Origin of the sequence: Micromonospora sp. NPDC000663, from assembly GCF_042898105.1 — a bacterium.
Lineage (GTDB): Bacteria > Actinomycetota > Actinomycetes > Mycobacteriales > Micromonosporaceae > Micromonospora.
In genome coordinates, this window is record NZ_JBIAYR010000006.1 from 252,681 (window position 1) to 271,978 (window position 19,298).

25 protein-coding genes are annotated in these 19,298 nt (G+C 72.4%); 15 read left to right on the forward strand and 10 right to left on the reverse strand.

Going from position 1 to position 19,298, the window contains the following annotated elements:
* Positions 1–193: 193 nt before the first annotated feature.
* Positions 194–715 carry a DUF6232 family protein gene (locus ACFY1S_RS21700; protein WP_387120841.1) on the forward strand — a complete coding sequence of 174 codons (522 nt, stop codon included), beginning with the start codon at positions 194–196 and terminating at the stop codon, positions 713–715.
* A gap of 16 nt (positions 716–731) precedes the next feature.
* On the opposite strand, the gene ACFY1S_RS21705 is transcribed toward ACFY1S_RS21700, so the two are convergent.
* Positions 732–1,061, reverse strand: a complete 330-nt coding sequence (locus ACFY1S_RS21705; RefSeq protein WP_354822632.1) for a DUF3817 domain-containing protein — start codon at positions 1,059–1,061, stop codon at positions 732–734.
* 26 nt (positions 1,062–1,087) lie between these two features.
* Entirely contained in the window at positions 1,088–1,516 is a 429-nt protein-coding gene (locus ACFY1S_RS21710) for a hypothetical protein (protein WP_387120845.1), read from the reverse strand.
* A gap of 128 nt (positions 1,517–1,644) precedes the next feature.
* On the opposite strand from ACFY1S_RS21710, the gene ACFY1S_RS21715 reads away from it, so the two are divergent.
* Genes ACFY1S_RS21715 through ACFY1S_RS21725 form a run of 3 tightly spaced genes read left to right on the forward strand, consistent with a single transcriptional unit; the run spans position 1,645 to position 2,882 of the window.
* Positions 1,645–1,950: a DUF6158 family protein gene (locus ACFY1S_RS21715; RefSeq protein ID WP_387120848.1), complete on the forward strand. Its 306-nt coding sequence runs from the start codon at positions 1,645–1,647 to the stop codon at positions 1,948–1,950.
* Positions 1,950–2,282 (forward strand): hypothetical protein, encoded by a 333-nt coding sequence (locus tag ACFY1S_RS21720; protein WP_364373676.1) that lies wholly within the window; start codon positions 1,950–1,952, stop codon positions 2,280–2,282. The genes ACFY1S_RS21715 and ACFY1S_RS21720 overlap by 1 nt, the downstream gene beginning before the upstream one ends.
* A gap of 60 nt (positions 2,283–2,342) precedes the next feature.
* Complete coding sequence (locus tag ACFY1S_RS21725; RefSeq protein ID WP_387120852.1) at positions 2,343–2,882, forward strand: DUF1360 domain-containing protein; 540 nt, start codon at positions 2,343–2,345, stop codon at positions 2,880–2,882.
* A gap of 53 nt (positions 2,883–2,935) precedes the next feature.
* Here the strand turns inward: ACFY1S_RS21725 and ACFY1S_RS21730 are convergent, their stop codons facing one another.
* The 3 genes from ACFY1S_RS21730 to ACFY1S_RS21740 all read right to left on the reverse strand — a co-directional run bounded on the left by ACFY1S_RS21730 (position 2,936) and on the right by ACFY1S_RS21740 (position 4,742).
* Positions 2,936–3,130: a hypothetical protein gene (locus ACFY1S_RS21730; protein ID WP_387120855.1), complete on the reverse strand. Its 195-nt coding sequence runs from the start codon at positions 3,128–3,130 to the stop codon at positions 2,936–2,938.
* Between the two features lie 23 nt (positions 3,131–3,153).
* Positions 3,154–3,378, reverse strand: a complete 225-nt coding sequence (locus ACFY1S_RS21735) for a hypothetical protein (protein ID WP_387120858.1) — start codon at positions 3,376–3,378, stop codon at positions 3,154–3,156.
* A gap of 269 nt (positions 3,379–3,647) precedes the next feature.
* On the reverse strand, positions 3,648–4,742 hold the full coding sequence (locus tag ACFY1S_RS21740; protein ID WP_387120861.1) for a 3-deoxy-7-phosphoheptulonate synthase: 1,095 nt from the start codon (positions 4,740–4,742) through the stop codon (positions 3,648–3,650).
* A gap of 274 nt (positions 4,743–5,016) precedes the next feature.
* Here ACFY1S_RS21740 and ACFY1S_RS21745 point away from each other — a divergent pair, with 274 nt between their 5' ends.
* A complete protein-coding gene (locus tag ACFY1S_RS21745) occupies positions 5,017–5,232 on the forward strand; it encodes a hypothetical protein (RefSeq protein WP_354822616.1) in 216 nt (71 codons plus the stop codon).
* On the opposite strand, the gene ACFY1S_RS21750 is transcribed toward ACFY1S_RS21745, so the two are convergent.
* Positions 5,199–5,936: a phosphodiesterase gene (locus ACFY1S_RS21750; RefSeq protein WP_387120865.1), complete on the reverse strand. Its 738-nt coding sequence runs from the start codon at positions 5,934–5,936 to the stop codon at positions 5,199–5,201. The genes ACFY1S_RS21745 and ACFY1S_RS21750 overlap by 34 nt on opposite strands.
* A gap of 101 nt (positions 5,937–6,037) precedes the next feature.
* Here ACFY1S_RS21750 and ACFY1S_RS21755 point away from each other — a divergent pair, with 101 nt between their 5' ends.
* From ACFY1S_RS21755 to ACFY1S_RS21770, 4 genes are all read left to right on the forward strand, one after another.
* The gene (locus tag ACFY1S_RS21755) at positions 6,038–7,330 is read left to right on the forward strand and encodes a M16 family metallopeptidase (RefSeq protein ID WP_387120867.1); all 1,293 of its coding nucleotides are present in this window, start codon (positions 6,038–6,040) and stop codon (positions 7,328–7,330) included.
* Positions 7,327–8,670, forward strand: coding sequence for a M16 family metallopeptidase (locus ACFY1S_RS21760; RefSeq protein ID WP_387120870.1), 1,344 nt, complete (start codon positions 7,327–7,329; stop codon positions 8,668–8,670). The genes ACFY1S_RS21755 and ACFY1S_RS21760 overlap by 4 nt, the downstream gene beginning before the upstream one ends.
* 163 nt (positions 8,671–8,833) lie before the next feature.
* Positions 8,834–9,859: an aspartate-semialdehyde dehydrogenase gene (locus ACFY1S_RS21765; protein ID WP_387120873.1), complete on the forward strand. Its 1,026-nt coding sequence runs from the start codon at positions 8,834–8,836 to the stop codon at positions 9,857–9,859.
* Positions 9,860–9,942: 83 nt separating this feature from the next.
* Positions 9,943–10,416: a PPOX class F420-dependent oxidoreductase gene (locus tag ACFY1S_RS21770; RefSeq protein ID WP_387120875.1), complete on the forward strand. Its 474-nt coding sequence runs from the start codon at positions 9,943–9,945 to the stop codon at positions 10,414–10,416.
* Between the two features lie 10 nt (positions 10,417–10,426).
* Here the strand turns inward: ACFY1S_RS21770 and ACFY1S_RS21775 are convergent, their stop codons facing one another.
* Entirely contained in the window at positions 10,427–11,005 is a 579-nt protein-coding gene (locus tag ACFY1S_RS21775; RefSeq protein ID WP_387120878.1) for a nucleotidyltransferase family protein, read from the reverse strand.
* A 177-nt stretch (positions 11,006–11,182) separates the two neighbouring features.
* On the opposite strand from ACFY1S_RS21775, the gene ACFY1S_RS21780 reads away from it, so the two are divergent.
* The 6 genes from ACFY1S_RS21780 to ACFY1S_RS21805 all read left to right on the forward strand — a co-directional run bounded on the left by ACFY1S_RS21780 (position 11,183) and on the right by ACFY1S_RS21805 (position 16,759).
* Entirely contained in the window at positions 11,183–11,599 is a 417-nt protein-coding gene (locus ACFY1S_RS21780) for a CBS domain-containing protein (RefSeq protein ID WP_387120881.1), read from the forward strand.
* A 204-nt stretch (positions 11,600–11,803) separates the two neighbouring features.
* Positions 11,804–12,175, forward strand: coding sequence for an SCP2 sterol-binding domain-containing protein (locus tag ACFY1S_RS21785; protein ID WP_364373641.1), 372 nt, complete (start codon positions 11,804–11,806; stop codon positions 12,173–12,175).
* On the forward strand, positions 12,175–14,235 hold the full coding sequence (locus tag ACFY1S_RS21790) for a glycogen debranching N-terminal domain-containing protein (protein ID WP_387120884.1): 2,061 nt from the start codon (positions 12,175–12,177) through the stop codon (positions 14,233–14,235). Before ACFY1S_RS21785 ends, ACFY1S_RS21790 begins: the two co-directional genes overlap by 1 nt.
* A 93-nt stretch (positions 14,236–14,328) precedes the next feature.
* Entirely contained in the window at positions 14,329–15,081 is a 753-nt protein-coding gene (locus tag ACFY1S_RS21795) for a lysophospholipid acyltransferase family protein (protein ID WP_387120887.1), read from the forward strand.
* An 84-nt stretch (positions 15,082–15,165) separates the two neighbouring features.
* Positions 15,166–15,774, forward strand: a complete 609-nt coding sequence (locus tag ACFY1S_RS21800) for an isochorismatase family protein (RefSeq protein ID WP_387120890.1) — start codon at positions 15,166–15,168, stop codon at positions 15,772–15,774.
* A gap of 4 nt (positions 15,775–15,778) precedes the next feature.
* Complete coding sequence (locus ACFY1S_RS21805) at positions 15,779–16,759, forward strand: GlxA family transcriptional regulator (protein WP_387120893.1); 981 nt, start codon at positions 15,779–15,781, stop codon at positions 16,757–16,759.
* Here the strand turns inward: ACFY1S_RS21805 and ACFY1S_RS21810 are convergent.
* From ACFY1S_RS21810 to ACFY1S_RS21820, 3 genes are all read right to left on the reverse strand, one after another.
* On the reverse strand, positions 16,641–17,363 hold the full coding sequence (locus tag ACFY1S_RS21810; RefSeq protein ID WP_387120895.1) for a hypothetical protein: 723 nt from the start codon (positions 17,361–17,363) through the stop codon (positions 16,641–16,643). The two genes, ACFY1S_RS21805 and ACFY1S_RS21810, sit on opposite strands and share 119 nt — an antisense overlap.
* Before the next feature lie 71 nt (positions 17,364–17,434).
* Entirely contained in the window at positions 17,435–18,148 is a 714-nt protein-coding gene (locus tag ACFY1S_RS21815) for a response regulator transcription factor (RefSeq protein WP_387120898.1), read from the reverse strand.
* A complete protein-coding gene (locus ACFY1S_RS21820) occupies positions 18,121–19,263 on the reverse strand; it encodes a hypothetical protein (RefSeq protein WP_387121114.1) in 1,143 nt (380 codons plus the stop codon). Before ACFY1S_RS21820 ends, ACFY1S_RS21815 begins: the two co-directional genes overlap by 28 nt.
* Positions 19,264–19,298: the final 35 nt, after the last annotated feature.

Below are 19,298 nucleotides of genomic sequence, written 5' to 3' on the forward strand. Positions count from 1 at the left end.
CTCCATAACCGATAAAAGGTGAAATGGAGGCGGTTTCCGGTCGATGTCGTCCGCCCGGCTGACCTGTCGGAAGCCGGTAAATGCCCTGGTGAGGTGGCAGTGCCACAACACAATGGGGACCGGAGTCGGGATTCCCGTCGATACGCGGCATCCGCGACGGGGCAACCCGACGAACCGCCCCACGGGAGGAACCGTGAATCGTGAAGGCGCAAAGACGCGACCGCCGCGAACGGTGCCCGGCGCCAGGTCGACCCTGCTGTACGCGCGACCCGGCATCATCGTCACCGTCGACAGGTTCACCGTCGGCCGGACCAGTTACCGGGTCGCCGACCTGACCCACCTGCGCACCACCAGAGGCCCGCACGACCGGATCGCCGTCCGAGCCGTCGTCATCACCGCCACCATGCTCGGCGGCGTGGGACTGCTGCTCGGCTTCACCGGCGGCCTGCAACGGCTGACCGCCGGGGCGTACCTCATCCTCGGGGCGGTGTTCCTGCTGCCGGCGGCCCTCGCCCTGGTCGGCGACCGGTGGCGGCCACCGCCGTACGAGTTGTGGGGGTGGCACCGCGGCGCCGAGGTGCTGCTGTTCAGTGCCGACGACGAGCGGCAGTTCGGCCAGGTCACCCGCGCGCTGCTGCGCGCCCGCGAGGTCAACCGGTACGGCGGCTGGGTCGATCCGCTCGCCGGGACCGACCCGTGGCGGCCCAGCCGCTGAGCGTCCCCGGGGACGCTCAGCCGGCGACCGGCTCCGGGGTCCGCTCCTCGCGCGGGGCGGCCGCCCAGGCGCTGACCCGACGCTCGGCGTAGAACGAGACGAACGGCACGGTGCCGGCCAGCATCACCAGGATCATCCGCTTCAGTGGCCAGTCGGCCCGGCGGCTCAGGTCGAACGCGGCCGCCAGGTAGACCATGTAGAGGAAGCCGTGCGCCTGCCCCACCGTCTCCACCACGACCGGGTTGTCGAACGCGTACTTCATCGGCATGCCGATCACGACCAGCAGGATCAGCGCCACGCCCACGATCCAGGCGATCACGCGGTACCGGGTAAGGGCAGCGCCCACCTTCGTCCGTCCTTCCGAAGCCCGGCTCAGCCGGGGTAGTCACCGGGCCGGGCGCCCGGATTGGCGTTCAACCATGACAGGTAGTGGTTGTAGGCGGCCAGGTCGGCGTCCTCGGCACCCGCTGCGGAGGTGGGCACCCGGGCCACCCGCACCGGTCGGCGTACCGCCGGTCGGGACCCTGGGGCGTCGGCCGGCGCCGGCTCGACGGCCGGGACCTCGGAGGGGTCGGCCCCTGCGTCCCCCTGCGCGCGGCGTCGGGCCAGCTTCACCTCACGCCACCACACGTAGACCACGAAGCCGGCGAAGACCGGCCACTCGACCGCGTACCCCCAGCTCAGACTATTGCCGGCGGTGGCCCGGCTGATCTGCCACCAGCCCAGCCCGAGGAAGCCCACGACCAGCACGACCATGGCCACGTGGCGTGCGATCCACGCCGGGGTCCAGAGCCACCTCATGGTGTCGAGGGTACCGGGGAGGACGCGCTCTCCGACACCGTGTCGTAGGTGCCGCGCGGTCAGATGGTTTGGCGTCACCCGGTGTGGGCATCCGTCTAGACGCCAGCCCAAACGAGACCAGGGGGGCGATGATGACCGGCAGCACCGATATGAGCCCGGAGCAGCGGGTGCCCGAGTGGGGCGGCGACCACCTTGCCGACCCGGCAGGCGCCGACACCGACGGCGACACGCTCGGCGTCGACCCGACGGAGTTGAGCGACGAGGATCTGATCCGCGAGATGCACAGCCTGCACCGCACCCGGCTGGACACCCTTCGGCACGCCGCCGACTCGGCGCTCGCCAACCACCTTCGGCGGACCGCCGAACTGGAGACCGAGTACCTGGCCCGGCACCCGGGTCGCGAGGTCGACCCCAGCCGCCTGCGGGACGTCTGATGCCGGCCCGCGCGGTGCGCGGCATGTCCGCGCCACCCGAGGTGGTGTTCAACACCGCCACCGACCCCGCCCGCGCCTCGGCCTGGCTGCCGGAGGCGCTCCGTGCCGACGGCAGCCCGCCGGCCGAGGTCGACGGCGAGGAACTGCGGGCCCGCTGGAGCGGCGACGCGGACTGGTCCGCCGAGATCCGGGTGGATCCGGCGGACTCCGGTGGTGCCCGGATCCAGCTCGACCTGGCCGACGGGAACGGCGGGCCCGATCCCGACCAGCTCGTCGACGAGGCGTTGACCAACCTGATCCGCGAGGTCGCGGACAACCTCCAGGCCGGCTGACACAGTCGTCAGCCGTACCGAATCACCACCTACGCACACCACGACCTGGGAGGAGACCGGGTGACCGACACCGGCCTGCGACAGAAGGCGACGCGGCTACGCCGGGCGTACGCGCCGCACGAGCACCGGCCACTCGGCGGCTACCTGGCCGCGATGGGCACCTACGCCGGAGTGGCCGGGGCGCTCGCCGGCCTGGTCAAGGCGACCGGACGGCCGGTGCCCGAGCGTCCCGCGCCGGCCGACGTGGTGCTGCTCTCCATCGCCACGCACAAGCTCAGCCGCCTGCTCTCCAAGGACGCCGTGACCAGCCCTCTGCGGGCGCCGTTCACCAGGTACGACAGGCCGATCGGCAGTGGCGAGGTGATGGAACAGGTCCGCGACTCGGGCAGCTCCACCCGGCACGCCATCGGCGAGCTGCTCAGCTGCCCGTTCTGCCTGGCGGTCTGGGTGGCCACGGGGTTGACCGGCGGCCTGGTGCTCGCGCCCCGGCTGACCCGGCTGGTGGCCACCGCGCTGACCGCGGTGGCCGCGTCCGACTTCCTCCAGATGGCGTACGCGGCCGCGCAGCAGGCCGCCGAGGGCGGGCACGACGAGGACTGACGGAGAAGACACGAAGAAGGGGCCGGCGTCCGCGAGCCCCTTCTCGTTGTCCGTCAACGCTGCATGCCCGACCAGCCGTGCGGCGATTCCGGTTCCCGTTCGTCCTTGTCGGCGTCGGTGATGATGTCCCGGTCCACCGCCGTGCGGTCGTGCTCGTTCGCGAAGTCCGGCTCGGGGGTGGTGTCCATGCCCTTCGGCGGTTGTCCCAGTGCCGGGACCTTCTCCTCGTGGTCCTCGTGGTGCGTCATGACGGTGTCCCTTCTGTGGTCGCTCAGGCGACGGAGCCGCCCAGCAGTTCACTCGCCTCGTCCACCGCGTACTCGCCCTCGGGGAGCGCGTCGATCCGGGCGAGCAGGTCCGGCGGAAGCTCGGTGGCCACCGCCCGGCGGTAGATCTCCGCCTGGGTGACCCGCTCCTGTCCCCGGTAGATGTCGTCGAGCAGGTCGTCGAGGGCCCGGCTGTCCGGCTCGCCGGCCACGGATGCGTCATCGGTCACCTCGATCAGCTACCCGGGCCGGAATCGGTCAAACGTCACCCCGTGGCCCGCGCACAGACAGCGCGGCCCCCGGCCTTGTGGGCCGGGGGCGGCGCTGGTGTCGGTGTGCAGGTCGCCTCTCGGCGAGTGGCACGACGCGGCTCCAGCCGAACGGTATTCCGCGAGGGCAATTTAGGTGAGGCCCGGGGACACTTGACACACCGACACCTCAGTTAACCAGGCCACGCCCGTCCGTGTTCCGCGCACCGCCGTGCCGGCCGTCACACCGGTCAGGCGGGGGTGGGGAGCGTGGCGCGGCGGGCCCGCACGGCGGTGGCCAGGTGGTCGAGCACGTCCGCCGTCTCGTCCCAGCCGAGGCAGGCGTCGGTGACCGAACGGCCGTACACCAGCTCCCGGGTCGGGTCGAGGTCCTGCCGGCCGGGCAGCAGGAACGACTCCAGCATCACGCCTGTGATGCCGCGTTGCCCGTCGGACAGCTGGGCGGCCACGTCCGCAGCCACCAGCGGCTGATTGCGGTGGTCCTTGCCGCTGTTGGCGTGACTGGCGTCGATCACCAGCCGCTCCGGCAGTCCGGCGGCGCGGAGCAGGTCGAGCGCGCCGGCGACCGATCCCGCGTCGTAGTTGGGCCGGCCACCCCCTCCGCGCAGCACGAGGTGCCCGTCGGTGTTCCCCCGGGTGTGCATGATCGCCGGGGTGCCGGAGAAGTCGATGCCGGGGAAGACGTGCGGCACGCCTGCGGCGCGGATGGCGTCCACGGCGGTGCCGATGCTGCCGTCCGGGCGGTTCTTCATCCCGATCGGCATGGACAGGCCGGAGGCGAGCTGCCGGTGCACCTGGCTCTCCACCGTCCGGGCGCCGATCGCGCCCCACGCCACAGTGTCCGCGATGTACTGCGGCGTGATCGGGTCGAGGAACTCGCAGCCCACCGGCAGGCCGACCCGCAGCACGTCGAGCAGCAGCGCCCGGGCCCGTCGCAGGCCGGTGTTGACGTCGCCGCTGCCGTCCAGACCGGGGTCGTTGATGAGCCCCTTCCAGCCGACTGTCGAGCGGGGCTTCTCGAAGTAGACACGCATGACGATCAGCAGGTCGTCGGCGAGCCGGTCGGCGGCGGTGCGCAGCCGGTGGGCGTACTCGAGGGCGGCGGCCGGATCGTGCACCGAGCAGGGGCCGACCACCACCAGCAGGCGGTCGTCCTCGCGGTCCAGTACGCGACCGACCGCGCGCCGGCCGGTCAGCACGGCCGAGGCGAGCGGGGCGTCCAGGGGCAGCTCGTGGTGCAGCAGGGCGGGCGTGGTCAACGGCACGACACGGTCGATCCGCTGATCGCTTACCCGATCGGTCTCCGGGGTCGTCACGGTGGGCATCCTTCCGCCGACCGTGCCCGGGGCCGGTGCCCGGGACGAGCCGGCTGCTCGTACGCAAAAGGGCAGGAACGACAGCTCCTGCCCAGCCGGCTCGGTCCGTGGTGACGTCAGATCATGGTGAAGTCACCGGCGTGCGAGCCGGCTGCCTAAACCATCGATACGAACGCGTCACGGGGGCCAGCGTACCCGACCCGACGGCGAGGACCGGTGTGTCGTCCCAAGATGCGGAGTGAACACCGCGTGCCAGGGCCGGGCTCGGGGTAACTGGGGAGCCATGACTGACGAGCAGAGCGACCAGGACCGCGTGGAGTCCCGCGCGCACCTCCTTCCCGAGGAGGCGGCGGTGGGCAGTGACGACCCGCAGGCGCAGGCGGAGGCCATCCTCGCCGAGTCGGACATCCGCGAGGCGGACCAGAACGCGGCACCGGACACGGTGCTGGAGCGCCGCACCTCCGATCAGACGGTGGTTGCCGTCGAACCCCCCGACTGACCGTCCACCCCGCGCGCCCGGCGTGACCCCCGGTAGGTGTGGTCCCGCAACCAGGCCAGCGGGCCTGTCGCCCGCAGTTCGGGTGGCAGGTTGCGCACCGGGTCGAACGCGAGCGCGGCGTCCTCCCGGGCGCTGAGCTGGGCGCCGATGCTCACCTGCCCGACCGGCCGCCACGGCCCCACGGCGGACGCGACCGCGAGCACCAGGCGCGGCGCGTCCGCCCGGGTCGCGGCGGCCACCGCCGTCAGACTGCGGCCGAGGTCCACCGACTCGGGGTCGGCAAGCACGGCCAGCCAGAGCCGACGCCTGCCCACCCGGTAGCACGTGATCGTGCTGTACGTCCCGCTGAAGGCGCGGCGGGGCAGCGGCAGGTTCCGCACCAGCGGGGCCGCGCCGCTGGAACTGACCAGCAGGTCGAACGGGCGTCCGGTGTCGGTGCGCAGGCGCAGCGCCAGGCCCAGCACGTCCGGCCAACTGCCGGGCGTGGGCGTCCCCTTGGACAGCCGGACGGTGGCTTGGTACCGGCCGGGGTCGTCCAGCACTGCGACACCTGTGGGTGGCCCGGGCGTACCCCAGATCAACACCTCCCCGGTGAACGAGCGACCGGCGGGATGCAGCAACCGACCGCGGCGCAGCCTGCCGAGCGCGGCGGAGGCGCGCTCGACGGTGCCGGCGGGCCGGGACGGGCGTGGGGTGACGGTCATGCCCCTCCGGTACCCCGAGCGGCGGCCCCGATGCCGGTCGGTCGGCTCGCCGACCGACCGCACGTCACCTTTCCGCCCCCGAGATCGGATAGCGTCGTGCCATGCCCGACAGCGGTTACCCCTGGCCCATCGAGACGTCCCGACTGGACAACGGCCTGCGCGTGGTGGTGAGCGAGGATCGCACCGCGCCCGCCGTGGCCGTCAATCTCTGGTACGACGTCGGCTCCCGGCACGAGCCGGCCGGGCAGACCGGTTTCGCCCACCTCTTCGAGCACCTGATGTTCGAGGGCTCGGTGAACGTGGCGAAGACCGAGCACATGAAGCTGATCCAGGGCTCCGGCGGCTCGCTGAACGCCACCACGAACCCGGACCGGACCAACTACTTCGAGACGGTCCCGGCCGAGCACCTGGAGTTGGCGCTCTGGCTGGAGGCCGACCGGATGGGCGGTCTGGTCCCCGCGCTCACCCAGGAGACGCTCGACAACCAGCGCGAGGTGGTCAAGAACGAGCGGCGCCAGCGCTACGAGAACGTCCCGTACGGCGACGCCTGGCTTCGGCTGCTGCCGCTGCTCTACCCGCCGGGGCACCCGTACCACCACTCGACGATCGGCTCGATGGCCGACCTCAACGCCGCCGACCTCGCAACCTTCCAGGCGTTCCACGAGATGTACTACGCGCCGAACAACGCGGTGCTCACTGTCGTCGGGGATGCCCCGGCCGCCGAGGTGTTCGCGCTGGCCGACAAGTACTTCGGAGCGCTGCCCGCCCGCGACGACATCCCGCCCGCACCCGACGGCCGGACCGTCCCGGCGACCGGGCAGCCCGCCACCGAGACGGTGACCGCCGACGTGCCGGCCCCCCGCGTGTACGTCGCGCACCGCGGTCACCCCTTCGGCAGCCCCGGGTACGACGTGCTCACCGTCCTGGCCACCGTGCTCGGCAGCGGCCGGGGCAGCCGGCTCTACCAGCGGCTCGCCGACGGCGAGCGGATCGCCCAGCCGGACCTGGTGGGCGCGTACGGGGTGGACCTCGCGCACGCCCCCGCGCCGCTGATCGCCACCGCCACCGCCCGCCCCGGGGTGAGCGCCGAACGGCTCGCCGAGGGGCTGGCCGAGGTCGTTGACGAACTGGCCACCGTGCCGGTGACCGCCGCCGAACTGGACCGCGCCAAGGCGTTGCTGAGCACCGCGTGGTGGCGGCAGATGTCGACGGTGGACGGCCGCGCCGACACGCTCGGCCGGTACGCCACCCAGTTCGGTGATCCGGCCCGTGCCGGCGAGCGGCTGCCGGCCTGGCTCGCCGTGACCGCCGAGCAGATCGCCGAGACCGCCGCCGAGGTGCTCGGTGCCGCCGACCGGGTGACCCTGACCTACCTGCCCGAGGAGACCGCATGACGCTGATCGCCGACCGTCCCGGCCCGGGCGCCGCCCGCCCGTACCGGTTCCCGCCGGTGGTCCGCCGCACCGTGGCCGGTGGCCAGGTCGTCGCCGCGCACCTGCCCGGGCAGACCCTCGCCGTCGCCCTGCTGCTGCTCGACGCCGGCGCCGGCCGGGAACGCAACGGCAAGGAAGGGCTGGGCGGGGTGCTGGCCAAGGCGTTGGAGGAGGGCACCGCGCAGCGGGACGCCACGACGTACGCGCTGGCCATCGAGGCGCTCGGCACCGAGCTGGTGACCGGGCTGGACTGGGACTCGTTCCAGGTCAGCGTCCAGGTGCCGGTGGACCGGCTGACCGCCGCCGTGGAACTGCTCGCCGAGGCCGTCCGCACACCCCGGCTCGACCCGGCGGACGTCCGGCGGGTCCGCGACGACGAGGCGACAGCGCTGCGGATGGACTGGGCCAACCCCGGTCCGCGTGCCGACGCCGCGCTGCGCGCCGACCTGTTCGGCGCGGACAACCGCTGGGGACGCCCGATGTACGGCGACCCGGATTCGGTGGCCGGGCTGGACGTGGAGGACGTGACGGTCTTCCACTCCGAGTGGTTCCTGCGCCCCGGCACCCTGGTCGTCGCCGGTGACCTGGACCGGATCGACCTGGACGCGCTGGCCGCCGCGGCGTTCGCCGGCACCGGCGGTGGTCCGGTCGACAGGGGTGGTCCGATCGAGGTGCCGTTGCACACCGAGCGGCGGATCATCCTGGTGGACCGGCCCGGCTCGGTGCAGTCCACGCTGCGGTTGGGTCACCCGTCACCGCACCGCGCGCACCCCGACCACGTGCCGATGACGCTCGCCGGCACGGTCCTCGGCGGGGCGTTCACCTCCCGGCTCAACCACCTGATCCGCGAGGTGCGCGGCTACACGTACGGCATCCGGGGCGAGTTCGCGTCGTCTCGGCGGTTCGGCCGGTTCGCGGTCAGCTCCGGTGTGCAGACGGCGGTCACCACGCCGGCGCTGGTCGAGGCGGTAGGTGAGATCACCCGTACGCAGGCCGGCGGGGTGACCGAGGAGGAGCTGGCGGTGGCCCGGTCCTGGCGGGCCGGGCAGCTCTCGGTCGAGTTGCAGAGCCCTCGGGCGATCGCTTCGGCGTTGACCACGCTCGTGGTGCATGACCTGCCTGACGACTACCACGCGCAGCTGCGGGAGGCCCTGCTCGCCACCGACGTGGACCAGGTGTCCGCGGCGGCCTCCACCCACCTGCACCCCGACGCGCTGACCCTGGTGATCGAGGGCGACGCGGCGGTGATCCGGGACGACCTGGAGGCCGCCGCCCTGGGCAACCTCATCAACCACCCCTGACCCCTCCCCGCCCTCCTTCGTTGATCATGAGCTTGTTGTCCTCCGTCGCGGCGTGTCGTGACAACAACTTCATGATCAACCGGGGTGGGGGCGGTGTGATGCGGGACCCGGGAGGTGGGAAAGGGCTCCCGGTTGTGGGGGAGGGCTCGGTAGCCTCGCGGTCATGAGGATCGGCATTGTGGGGGCCACCGGCCAGGTCGGTGGCGTAATGCGGCAGGTGCTGGCGGAGCGGGAGTTCCCGGCGGAGCAGGTGCGGTTGTTCGCCTCGGCGCGGTCCGCCGGGCGTGCGCTGTCGTGGCGCGACGGCGAGGTGGTCGTCGAGGACGCGGCCAGTGCCGACTACTCGGGGCTGGACATCGTGCTCTTCTCGGCGGGTAAGGGCACCGCCCGGGAGTTGGCCCCCCGGGTCGCCGAGGCCGGCGCCGTCGTGATCGACAACTCCTCGGCGTTCCGGATGGACCCGCAGGTCCCGCTGGTGGTCGCCGAGGTCAACCCGCACGCCGCCGCCGACCGCCCGAAGGGCATCATCGCCAACCCCAACTGCACCACGATGGCCGCGATGCCGGTGCTGCGCCCGCTGCACGCCGAAGCCGGCCTGGTCGGCCTGGTCGTGTCGACGTACCAGGCGGTCTCCGGCGCCGGGCTGGCCGGCGTCGCCGAGCTGGACGAGCAGGTCCGCAAGGTCGCCGAGCACGCCGCGGGCCTCGCCTTCGACGGTTCGGCTGTGGAGTTCCCCGCGCCGCGGTCGTTCGCCGAGCCGATCGCGTTCAACGTGCTCCCGCTGGCCGGCTCGATCGTCGACGACGGTTCGTTCGAGACCGACGAGGAGCAGAAGCTCCGCAACGAGAGCCGCAAGATCCTCGAGATCCCCGACCTCAAGGTGTCCGGCACCTGCGTCCGGGTGCCCGTATTCACCGGCCACTCGCTCCAGATCAACGCCCGTTTCGCCAGGCCGCTCACCCCGCAACGGGCCCACGAGCTGCTCGCCGACGCCCCCGGGGTCGCGCTGACCGCCGTTCCGACGCCGTTGCAGGCCGCCGGTCAGGACCCGACCTACGTGGGCCGGATCCGCGCCGACGAGACCGTGGAGTACGGGCTGGCCCTGTTCTGCTCCAACGACAACCTGCGCAAGGGCGCCGCACTCAACGCGGTGCAGCTCGCCGAGCTGGTCGCCGAAGAGCGCCGCTGACCCGTCGCGTCACCCCGAGCCCCCGCCGGTCGCCGGCGGGGGCTCGGTCACGTTCCGGGCTCCTGCCGGCCGGGCGTGCTTGGATGGACGGAGCCCGACGTCCCCTGGAGGAAACCGTGCCGGACGACCGCACCCAGCAGGCGTTGACCGATCTGATCGCCGGCCGCTCGATGGGCGTGCTGGCGACGATCAAGCGGGACGGCCGGCCGCAGCTGTCCACCGTGGTCTACTCGTTCGACACCGACGCCGGGCTGATCCGGGTCTCCGTCACCGAGGGGCGGGCCAAGACCGCCAACCTGCGTCGGGACCCGCGGGCCAGCTTCCACGTCAGCAGCGAGGACGGCTGGGCGTACGCGGTGGTGGAGGGACGCGCCGAGCTGACCCCGCCCGCCGCCGAGCCCGGCGACGCCACGGTCGAGGAACTGGTGGACCTCTACCGGGCGCTGAGCGGCGAGCACCCGGACTGGGACGAATACCGCCAGGTGATGGTCGACGACCGGCGGCTGGTGCTGCGTCTGCACGTGGAGCGCGTCTACGGGATGCCGCCCCGGGGCTGAGCCCGACCGCTCACCCCGGCTCGATCACTGTCACGCCGGGCCAGCGCTGCGCCGGGCGGTGCCGGGCCAGCCGCCGCCGGGACAGAGCCACATCCACCCGGGCCGGGTTGCGCCGCCATACCCCGCCCAGCAGGTCCGCCAGACCGTACGGCGCGCAGATCTCCAACCGGCCGGCCGCGTCCAGGCGGACGGCGACCGCCGTCGCGTACTCCGGCCAGGTGGCGACCGCCTCGGCCACGCTCCGGTACGGGCCGATCGGGTCGCCGCCGAACTTCGCCGCGTACCAGGTGTGCACCGCCGCCTGGTTGCGCGCCTCCCACGGTGGCTGCTGCCACGCCGCCGTGAGCCGGGCGGTGGCGAGGTCGTCGTCCTCGCGGGTCAGCCGGGTCGGGTCGAAGAAGACCACGTCCACGTCCCGGACCGTCGCCGGGTCGAACCCGTCGCCGTACCGCTCGCCCCAGACCAGGTCGCGCAGGGCGCCCGCGCCGATCCACGCGTCCGGCAGACCCGAGTCGCGAACCACTGTCAGCGCCCGGGTCAACCACCTGTTGCCGGCGACCAGTTCCCGCAGTTCCCGCTCGTGCGCCACCGGTCCACCGTAGGCGGCGGAACCCGGGGCGCGCCGCCCCGGCGGGGCGGGTGTCACGTGAACCGGCGGGTATGCCTGCCTGCCGCGCGGACGTCACGGGACATCGGATAACCGGTGGCGTTACCCCCTGCCGAGCGGCGGGTAGACGGGCCGTGCCGACACCGAGAGGGGAGCACCATGACAACGGTCGGAGAGTTCATGACGACCCGGTTGGTGACGATGGACGGCAACGACACGCTCATCGCGGCCGCGCAGGAGATGCGGGACGGCGCGATTGGTGACGTGGTGGTGACCGACGGCGACAACGTGGTCGGAATCGTCACGGACCGGGACATCACCGTTCGGGGTGTCGCGGAGAACATGGACCCGGGGTCGACCCGGCTGAACGAGATCACCACCCGTGACGTGATCACGGTGAGCCAGTACGACGACGCGGTCGCCGCCGCGGACCTCATGCGCACGTACGCCGTACGCCGGCTGCCGGTGATCGACGACGGACGCCTGGTGGGCCTGGTTTCGATGGGTGACCTCGCGGTCGAGCGCGAACCGCAGTCGGTCCTGGCCGACATCAGCGCCGACGACCCGAACAACTGACCGTCCGCCGCGGGCACGCCGGCCCTCCCCTCGCGGGAGGGCCGGCGTCGCGCGTCAGGGGGCCCGCAGGGCTCACCCGATCCGGGCGAGGTTGACGGTGTACCCGGCGGGGACCCGTACGGGGACGTGCCAAGCCGGCCGTGCGCGCGACGCGAGCGCGCCGGGTGGGATCCCGGGCCCGGCGAACTGGGAGGAGTGGACCCGATGGTGGACGCGACCACGAGGTTCTTCGAGGACCTGGACCGGCGGGGGTACGAGCCCCTGCTGGCGAAGGCCTCCGGAACGTTGCGCATCGACCTGCACGAGGGCGCGCAGACCCGGCACTGGCTGCTGGCCATCGACCACGGCCGGCTGGAGGTGAGTCAGGAGGACCAGGAGGCCGACACCGTCATCGGGGCGAGCCCGGCCCTCTTCGAGGACATCGCCACCGGCCGTGAACACGGCATTGCGGCCCTGCTGCGCGGGGACATGACGGTCTCCGGTGACGCGCGGCTCGTCGTGCAGGTGGAGCGGATCTTCCCGGGTTCCCCGGACGCGCGCGGGCCGCGTCGGCGCTTCACCGAGGAGGTGTACTGATGGGGCAGAGCAACACGGTCCGGATCCTCGACGGCAGCACGTTCGTCGTCTGCGAGGATACCGGCGACATCGAGGCGACACCGAGCGAGCCGACCGGGCTGTTCTCGCTGGACACCCGGTTCCTGTCCACCTGGGTGCTCACCGTGAACGGTGAGCGCCTCAACTCCCTCTCCTTCGACGACCTGCAGTACTTCGAGTCCCGGTTCTTCCTGGTGCCGGGCATGGCCACGCACTACGTGGACGCGAAGTTGTCGATCATCCGGGAGCGCGCGGTGGGCGGCAGCTTCCGGGAGCAGCTCACCATCCTCAACCACGACGAGAAGCCCGTCGACCTGGAGATCCGGATGGAGGCGGCGTCGGACTTCGCCGACCTGTTCCAGGTCAAGGACGAGATCCTGAACAAGAAGGGCGAGAACTACTCCGAGGTCGAGCCGGACAGGTTGCGGTTGGGCTACCGCCGGGGCAACTTCCGGCGCGAGACGGTCATCTCCTCGTCAACCGAGGCCCGTTACGACAGCAGGGGTTTCGCGTACACCGTCCATCTGGAACCCAACGAGCAGTGGAACACGGCGATCGACGTGCGAACCCACGCGCTCGGGCCCGGAGGCCGGGACCTGCGGATGGGAGTCCGGGCGCACGGCGCCGAGCGGCTCGCCCTCCAGCACGACCTGGAGCAGTGGATCGCCGACGCCCCGAAGGTCAACAGTGAGCACGGTCGGGTCGCCAGCACGTACCGGCGCAGTCTCATCGACCTGGCGGCGTTGCGCTTCTCGCCGCTGTCGCTCGGCGGCGCCACACTGCCTGCGGCCGGCCTGCCCTGGTTCATGACCATGTTCGGCCGGGACAGCATCCTCACCTGCCTTCAGACGCTGCCGTTCACCCCGCAGCTGTCGAAGACCACGCTGCGCATCCTGGCGTCGCTGCAGGGCAGCCGGTTCGACGACTTCCGCGACGAGGACCCCGGTCGGATCCTGCACGAGATGCGGTACGGCGAGACGGCCGCGTTCGAGGAGCAGCCGCACTCGCCGTACTACGGCTCGGTGGACGCGACCCCGCTGTTCGTCGTGCTGCTCGACGAGTACGAGCGGTGGACCGGGGACGTCGCGCTGGTCAAGGAGTTGGAGCAGGAGTCCCGGGCCGCCCTGAGGTGGATCGACAGCTACGCCGACCTGATCGGCAACGGCTACATCTGGTACGAGCGGCGCAACACCGAGACCGGCCTGGAGAACCAGTGCTGGAAGGACTCGTGGGATTCGATCTCCTACGCCGACGGCACGCTGCCGCCGTTCCCGAGGGCCACCTGCGAGGTGCAGGGCTACGCGTACGACGCGAAGGTCCGCGCGGCCCGAATGGCCCGCGAGTTCTGGGGTGACCCGCAGTTCGCCGACCAGTTGGAGCGCGAGGCCGCAGAGCTGAAGGAGCGGTTCAACCGGGACTGGTGGGTGGCCGACGGGGAGTACTACGCCCTGGCCCTGGACCCGGACGGCCACCAGTGTGACGTCCTCAGCTCCAACATCGGTCACCTGCTGTGGAGCGGGATCGCCGAGCCGGAGCGGGCGGAGAAGCTCGCGGAGCACCTGGTGGGGCCGCGGCTCTTCACCGGTTGGGGCGTACGCACCCTTGCCGAGGGCGAGGCCCGGTACAACCCGATCGGCTACCACAACGGCACGGTCTGGCCGTTCGACAACTCGTTCATCGCCTGGGGTCTGCGCCGGTACGGCTTCGCCGAGGAGGCGGCCTGCATCGCCAACGGCATCCTGGACGCGGCCACCTACTTCGACGGGCGGCTGCCGGAGGCGTTCGGCGGCTACCCCCGGGAGCTGACCAAGTTCCCTGTGGAGTACCCGACGGCGTGCAGCCCGCAGGCCTGGTCGACGGGTACGCCGCTGTTGCTGCTGCGCACCATGCTGGGCCTGGAGCCGCACGAGGGGCACCTGGCGGTCGAGCCGCGGCTGCCGGTGGGGATGGGCCGCATCGAGGTGCTCGACATTCCTGGTCGTTGGGGTCGGGTGGACGCGTTCGCCCGGGGTCGGGTGGACCTGGACAACCTCGCCGACTGACCGGACGGGCGGCCGACCGGGCGGCGGCGGGCACAGGCGTCGCCGCCGGTCGGCACCCAGGCGATCCCCAGCTGGGCAGGGTAGATTCTGCCAATGCCGGAGCTCGTGTACCCGCCCGTTATCGCCGCCGCCAAGACGATGTTCCGGGTCCTCGACCTGAAGATCAACATCGAGGGCGCCCATCACGTACCCCGCACCGGTGGGGCCGTGCTGGCCAGCAACCACGTGAGCTACCTCGACTTCATCTTCGCCGGCCTCGGCGCGAACCCCTCCGGTCGGATGGTCCGCTTCATGGCCAAGCAGTCGGTCTTCGCGCATCGGATCGGCGGGCCGTTGATGCGCGGGATGAAGCACATCCCGGTGGATCGGGACGCGGGCGCGGCGTCGTTCCGCGCGGCGGTGGCCGCGCTCAAGAACGGCGAGGTGGTGGGTGTCTTCCCGGAGGCGACGATCAGCCGGTCGTTCACCGTGAAGGAGCTCAAGAGCGGCACGGTGCGGATGGCCCGCTCGGCGAAGGTGCCGGTGCTGCCTGTCGCCCTGTGGGGAACGCAGCGACTCTGGACGAAGGGTCGCCCGCGCACGCTGACCCGCCGGCACACGCCCATCACGATCCTGGTGGGCGAGCCGATCCACCCCGCCGACTATCCGGACCCGAACGTGCTGGCCGCCGAGCTGACGACCCGGCTCACGGCGCTCGTCGAGCGGGCCCAGCGGGAGTACCCGGACGCCCCCTCCGGCCCGGACGACACCTGGTGGCTTCCCGCGCACCTGGGTGGCAGCGCCCCGACGCCCGAGGAGGCCGCCGCCATGGACACGGCCGGGGAGCAGCGCAGCCCCAGCGTCTGAGCAGCGGGCCGGTGACCAGATCGGTCCGCATCCGGGCGCGATGGTGTCTGCCGCCACGGTCACCGGCCGGTCAGGATCGATGTCATGAGCAGAGCGGCACTCGTGGTGATCGACGTCCAGGAATCGTTCCGGCAGCGCCCGATCTGGGCGTACGGCTCCAACCCGGGTCTGGTCGGGCAGGTGCAGCGGTTGGTCTCCGCCGCCCGGGAGCGCGGTGACCTGGTGGTCTGGGTCCTGCACTCCGAGCCCGGAACGGGCGGCGTGTTCGACCCGGCCCAGGGGTTCGTGCGCCTGATCGACGGTCTGGCAGCGGCTGAGGGTGAGCCGACGCTCGTGAAGACCGCGCACAACGCGTTCACCACCACGAACCTTCAGCAGGTGCTCACGCTGGCCGGTGTCGCTGACGTCACCGTGTGCGGGATCCGGACCGAGCAGTGCGTGGAGACGACCGCCCGGGTCGGGGCGGACCTCGGCTACCGGATGACAGTCGTCACCGACGCCACGCTCACCTTCCCCATCCCGCACCGGGACCTGCCGGAGACCGCCACCGTCGCGGAGATCCTGGCCGACCCGCGCACCCTGGGCAACGAGGAGATCGTGACCCGCACCGAGTACGCGCTGGCCGGTCGTTTCGCGACCATCCGGACCGTGGACGAGGTGACCGGCGCGGCACTCGCCGGCACCCGGGGCTGAGCCGATGACCCGGGTCGTCTTCCTGCTGGTCCCGCAGCTGCACCTGCTGGACCTCGCCGGGCCGGCCCAGGTCTTCTCCAGCGCCGCCGACCTCGGCCACGACTACCGGCTGCACTACGTCGCCGAGCGGGAGCAGGTGTCGACGGTTCAGGGCGTACCCCTGGTGGCCGACACCCGGTGGCCCGAGCTGACCCCGGACGACCTGGTGCTGGTGCCGGGCTGGCGGCCGTCGGCGCACGGGCCACAGGGACCGGTGTCGGCGGACGACCTGCGCAGACTCGCCGAGCACCACGCCGCCGGTGGCACCGTGGCCAGCGTCTGCGCCGGCGCGTACGCCCTCGGCCGGGCCGGCCTGCTCGACGGCCGCCGCTGCACCACCCACCACGAGGTACAGGACGACCTGGCCCGTCGTCATCCGGCGGCGCGGGTGACCCGCGACGTGCTGTACGTCGTCGACGACCGGGTGGTCACCTCCGCCGGCATCGCCAGCGGCATCGACGTGGCGCTGCACCTGGTGGCCACCCGGCACGGCCCGTCGACCGCCGCCCGGATCGCCCGCACGCTTGTCGTCTACGCCCGGCGCAACGGGCACGAGCCTCAGGCCAGCGCGATGATGCGGCACCGTTCGCACCTGTCCGAGGCGGTGCACCGGGTGCAGGATCTGATCGACAGCCGGTACGCCGAGCCGTTGCCGCTGGCCGAGCTGGCCGCCGCCGGTGGCGTCGCCGAGCGGACGCTCACCCGGCTGTTCCGTGCCGCCACCGGGCTGACCCCGCTCGGCTACCAGCAGCTGTTGCGGGTGGAACGCGCCGAGCACCTCATCGGCCACGGCACGACAGTGGAGTCGGCCGCCCGAACGGTCGGGTTCACCGATGCCCGGATGCTGCGCCGCCTGCGAGCCCGGTCCACGGGGTCTGCTCCGGCCCGGACCGGTAGTAGTCGTCGCGGGAACGGAACTCCACAGGCAGTGAGCCCGGCAGCGTGACCCGGGTGTCCCCGGCGAGCAGGCCGGGGCCGGCCCGCAGCAGCAGCACGTCGCGTTCCTGCGCCGACAGGTCGACCAGTTGTGGCCGGGTGAGCCGGAACATCGCCACCGCGCGGCGGACCTGCTGGGCCAGCGCGGTGACTTCGCCGACCGGCCCGCCGAGGGCCAACGCCGGCTGCTGGATGGTGCGCAGCGCGTCGCAGACGATCAGCAGTTGCGCGGGGGTGTCCCCGGCGGCCGGCGGCAGCTCCAGACGGGAGGGCCACTGCCAGCGGATCTGCCCGCTCATCAGCCCCGGCAGTCGACCGGCGAGCCGGGTGCGGGGCGTGTCGTCGGCGACCAGGGAGAGTTGCGAACCGGTGCCCACCCAGCAGACCCGCTGGTCGGTGACGGTCACCGAGACCGGACCGGGCAACCCCCAGCCCCGCCGCGCCTCGGTCGGCCCGAGCAGGTAGCCGGCGACAAGCATCTTGTACCGGCCGAGCACCCGTTCACCGGGCCTGGGACGCAGGTCGTACCGGCGGTCCAGGACCGGCCCCACGTCGTCGTCCATGGTGTCGAACCGGTGCGGCCCGATGAAGAAGGGAGACGCGTCGCAGTGCATCGTCACGACCTTCCGGTCAGCTGGCTGTCTCCAAAGCGTGGCGGACGCGACAGCCGCTGTCATGACGCCCGTTAGGGGGTCGGCCGGTCGTGCATCGCCTGTGACCGGTAGATGCCAATCTCCTCCGGGCGGACTAGGCCGTCCTCGATCGCCCGGGCGAGCAACGCCGCCTTTGTGGCAGCCGGACGCCCCGCCCGGGTGTACTTGATCCGCGCACGGTCCACGTACTGCTTGACCGTGTGTTCGCTGATCTGCATCCGCCGGGCCACCGACGCCTTGGACATGGACTGGAACCAGAGCAGCAGCGCCTCCCGTTCCTTGTCCGACAGCATCGGCCGGTCCGGTCGTGGGTCGCCGACCATCGCGCCGGCGAGCGCCGGCGGCACGTACGGGCGGTCGCTCGCGGCGGCCAGCACGGTCGCCACGCAGTGCTCCCGGCCCTCGTGCTTGGCCAGGAACGCCGCCGCTCCCGCGTCCAGCGCCGCGAGCATCGTGTCCGGGTCGGTGTGCTCGGAGTAGACCACCACCCGCCGCCCGGCGGCGCTCAGCTCGGCCAGCTTGTCCAGCGCCATCCTGCCGTGCAGCCGCAGGTCGAGCAGGACCACGTCGGCGTGCGGGGCGGCGCGCAGCACCTCGTCCGGGTCGTCCCCGGTGGCCAGCACCGTCAGTCGCGCCTCGGTGGCGAGCCACGCGCGGACCCCCTCGACGACCACCGGATGGTCGTCGACGATCGCCACGCCGACCGGACGCCCGCCGGTCATCTCCGCCACCGGGTCTGCGCCCATCTGATGTTCCCGTCCCGTTCGTAGAGGTGCTGCACCGGCCTGTCGTCGTACTCCCCAGGCGGTTGACCGGTCGCCTCCGGCGCCGGCCGGTCCGGCGTGACGAGGCTGACCACCACCTCGTCCGGGCCGGACACCACTGTCAGCCGGGCCCAGTCGCGGGCGCCCGCGAGGAGGGCGGTGAGCGGGTCGGCCAACTGGCGGCGGATCTCCACCGGCAGCGGCGGCGGACTGCCGATGGTGACCAGGTCGATCGGGAGCCCGTTGCGTTCGGCCAGGTCGGCGGCTGCCCGCAGCTCGTGCAGCAGGGGGTCTGGCACGTCGTCGGACTCGGCGATCAGGCGGCGTAGCCGGGCGGCGGCGAGCACGCACCGCCGCTGCACCTCCGGGTCGTCAGGGTCGGCCTCTCCGGCGGCCAACTCGCCGAGTACCCGGCCGGCCGTCGCCCCGACCAGCGCGAGCCGGTCGCGGCGTTCGCGCAGGCCCCGTTCGGCGGCGTCCCGTTCCGCGGCGATCGTGTGCATGGCGGCCGCTGCGGCGGCCCGGTCCCGACCCAACCCGACGATCATCGTGCTGCCCACGAAGATCGCCACCGGGAGCGAGAACGTGCCGTAGACGTACATGACGTACCGGGCCAGGTCGGCTTCGTCGATGCCGTGCCCGAGGACGGCGACCAGTGCGATCAACGCGTGCACGGTCAGCAGCGCCACCAGCCCGGTGACCCGCCGCCCCCACAGCGCCAGCAGGAAGAACCAACCGAGCGTGCCCCACACCCAGTTGGCTGCCGTGAACAGCTGGCGCTCGCCGGCGGCGGCGAAGACTGCCGCGTCGACGACGACCAGAAAACCGGCAAGCGGCCACGGTGGCAGCGGTGTGTCACGTAGCAGGAGCACCCCGGCCGTCGTACCGGCCGCGAGGACCAGCACCCAGCCGCCGATCACCGCCACCGGCGCGGCGAAATCCGCGCGCGCGGCCAGCACCGCGGGCAGCCCGATGGCGAGGTGCCAGGCCAGCGCGATGGCGACGGCGACGATCCGGGCACCCCGGTCGGACGCGTGGGCCACGGCGGCAGGCGCGGCGAGAGCCTCCGCCTGGGTCGACTCGCGGGGCGCCGGCACGTCGAGCCGGACGGGTGCCGGCGCGGTGGCGTCGA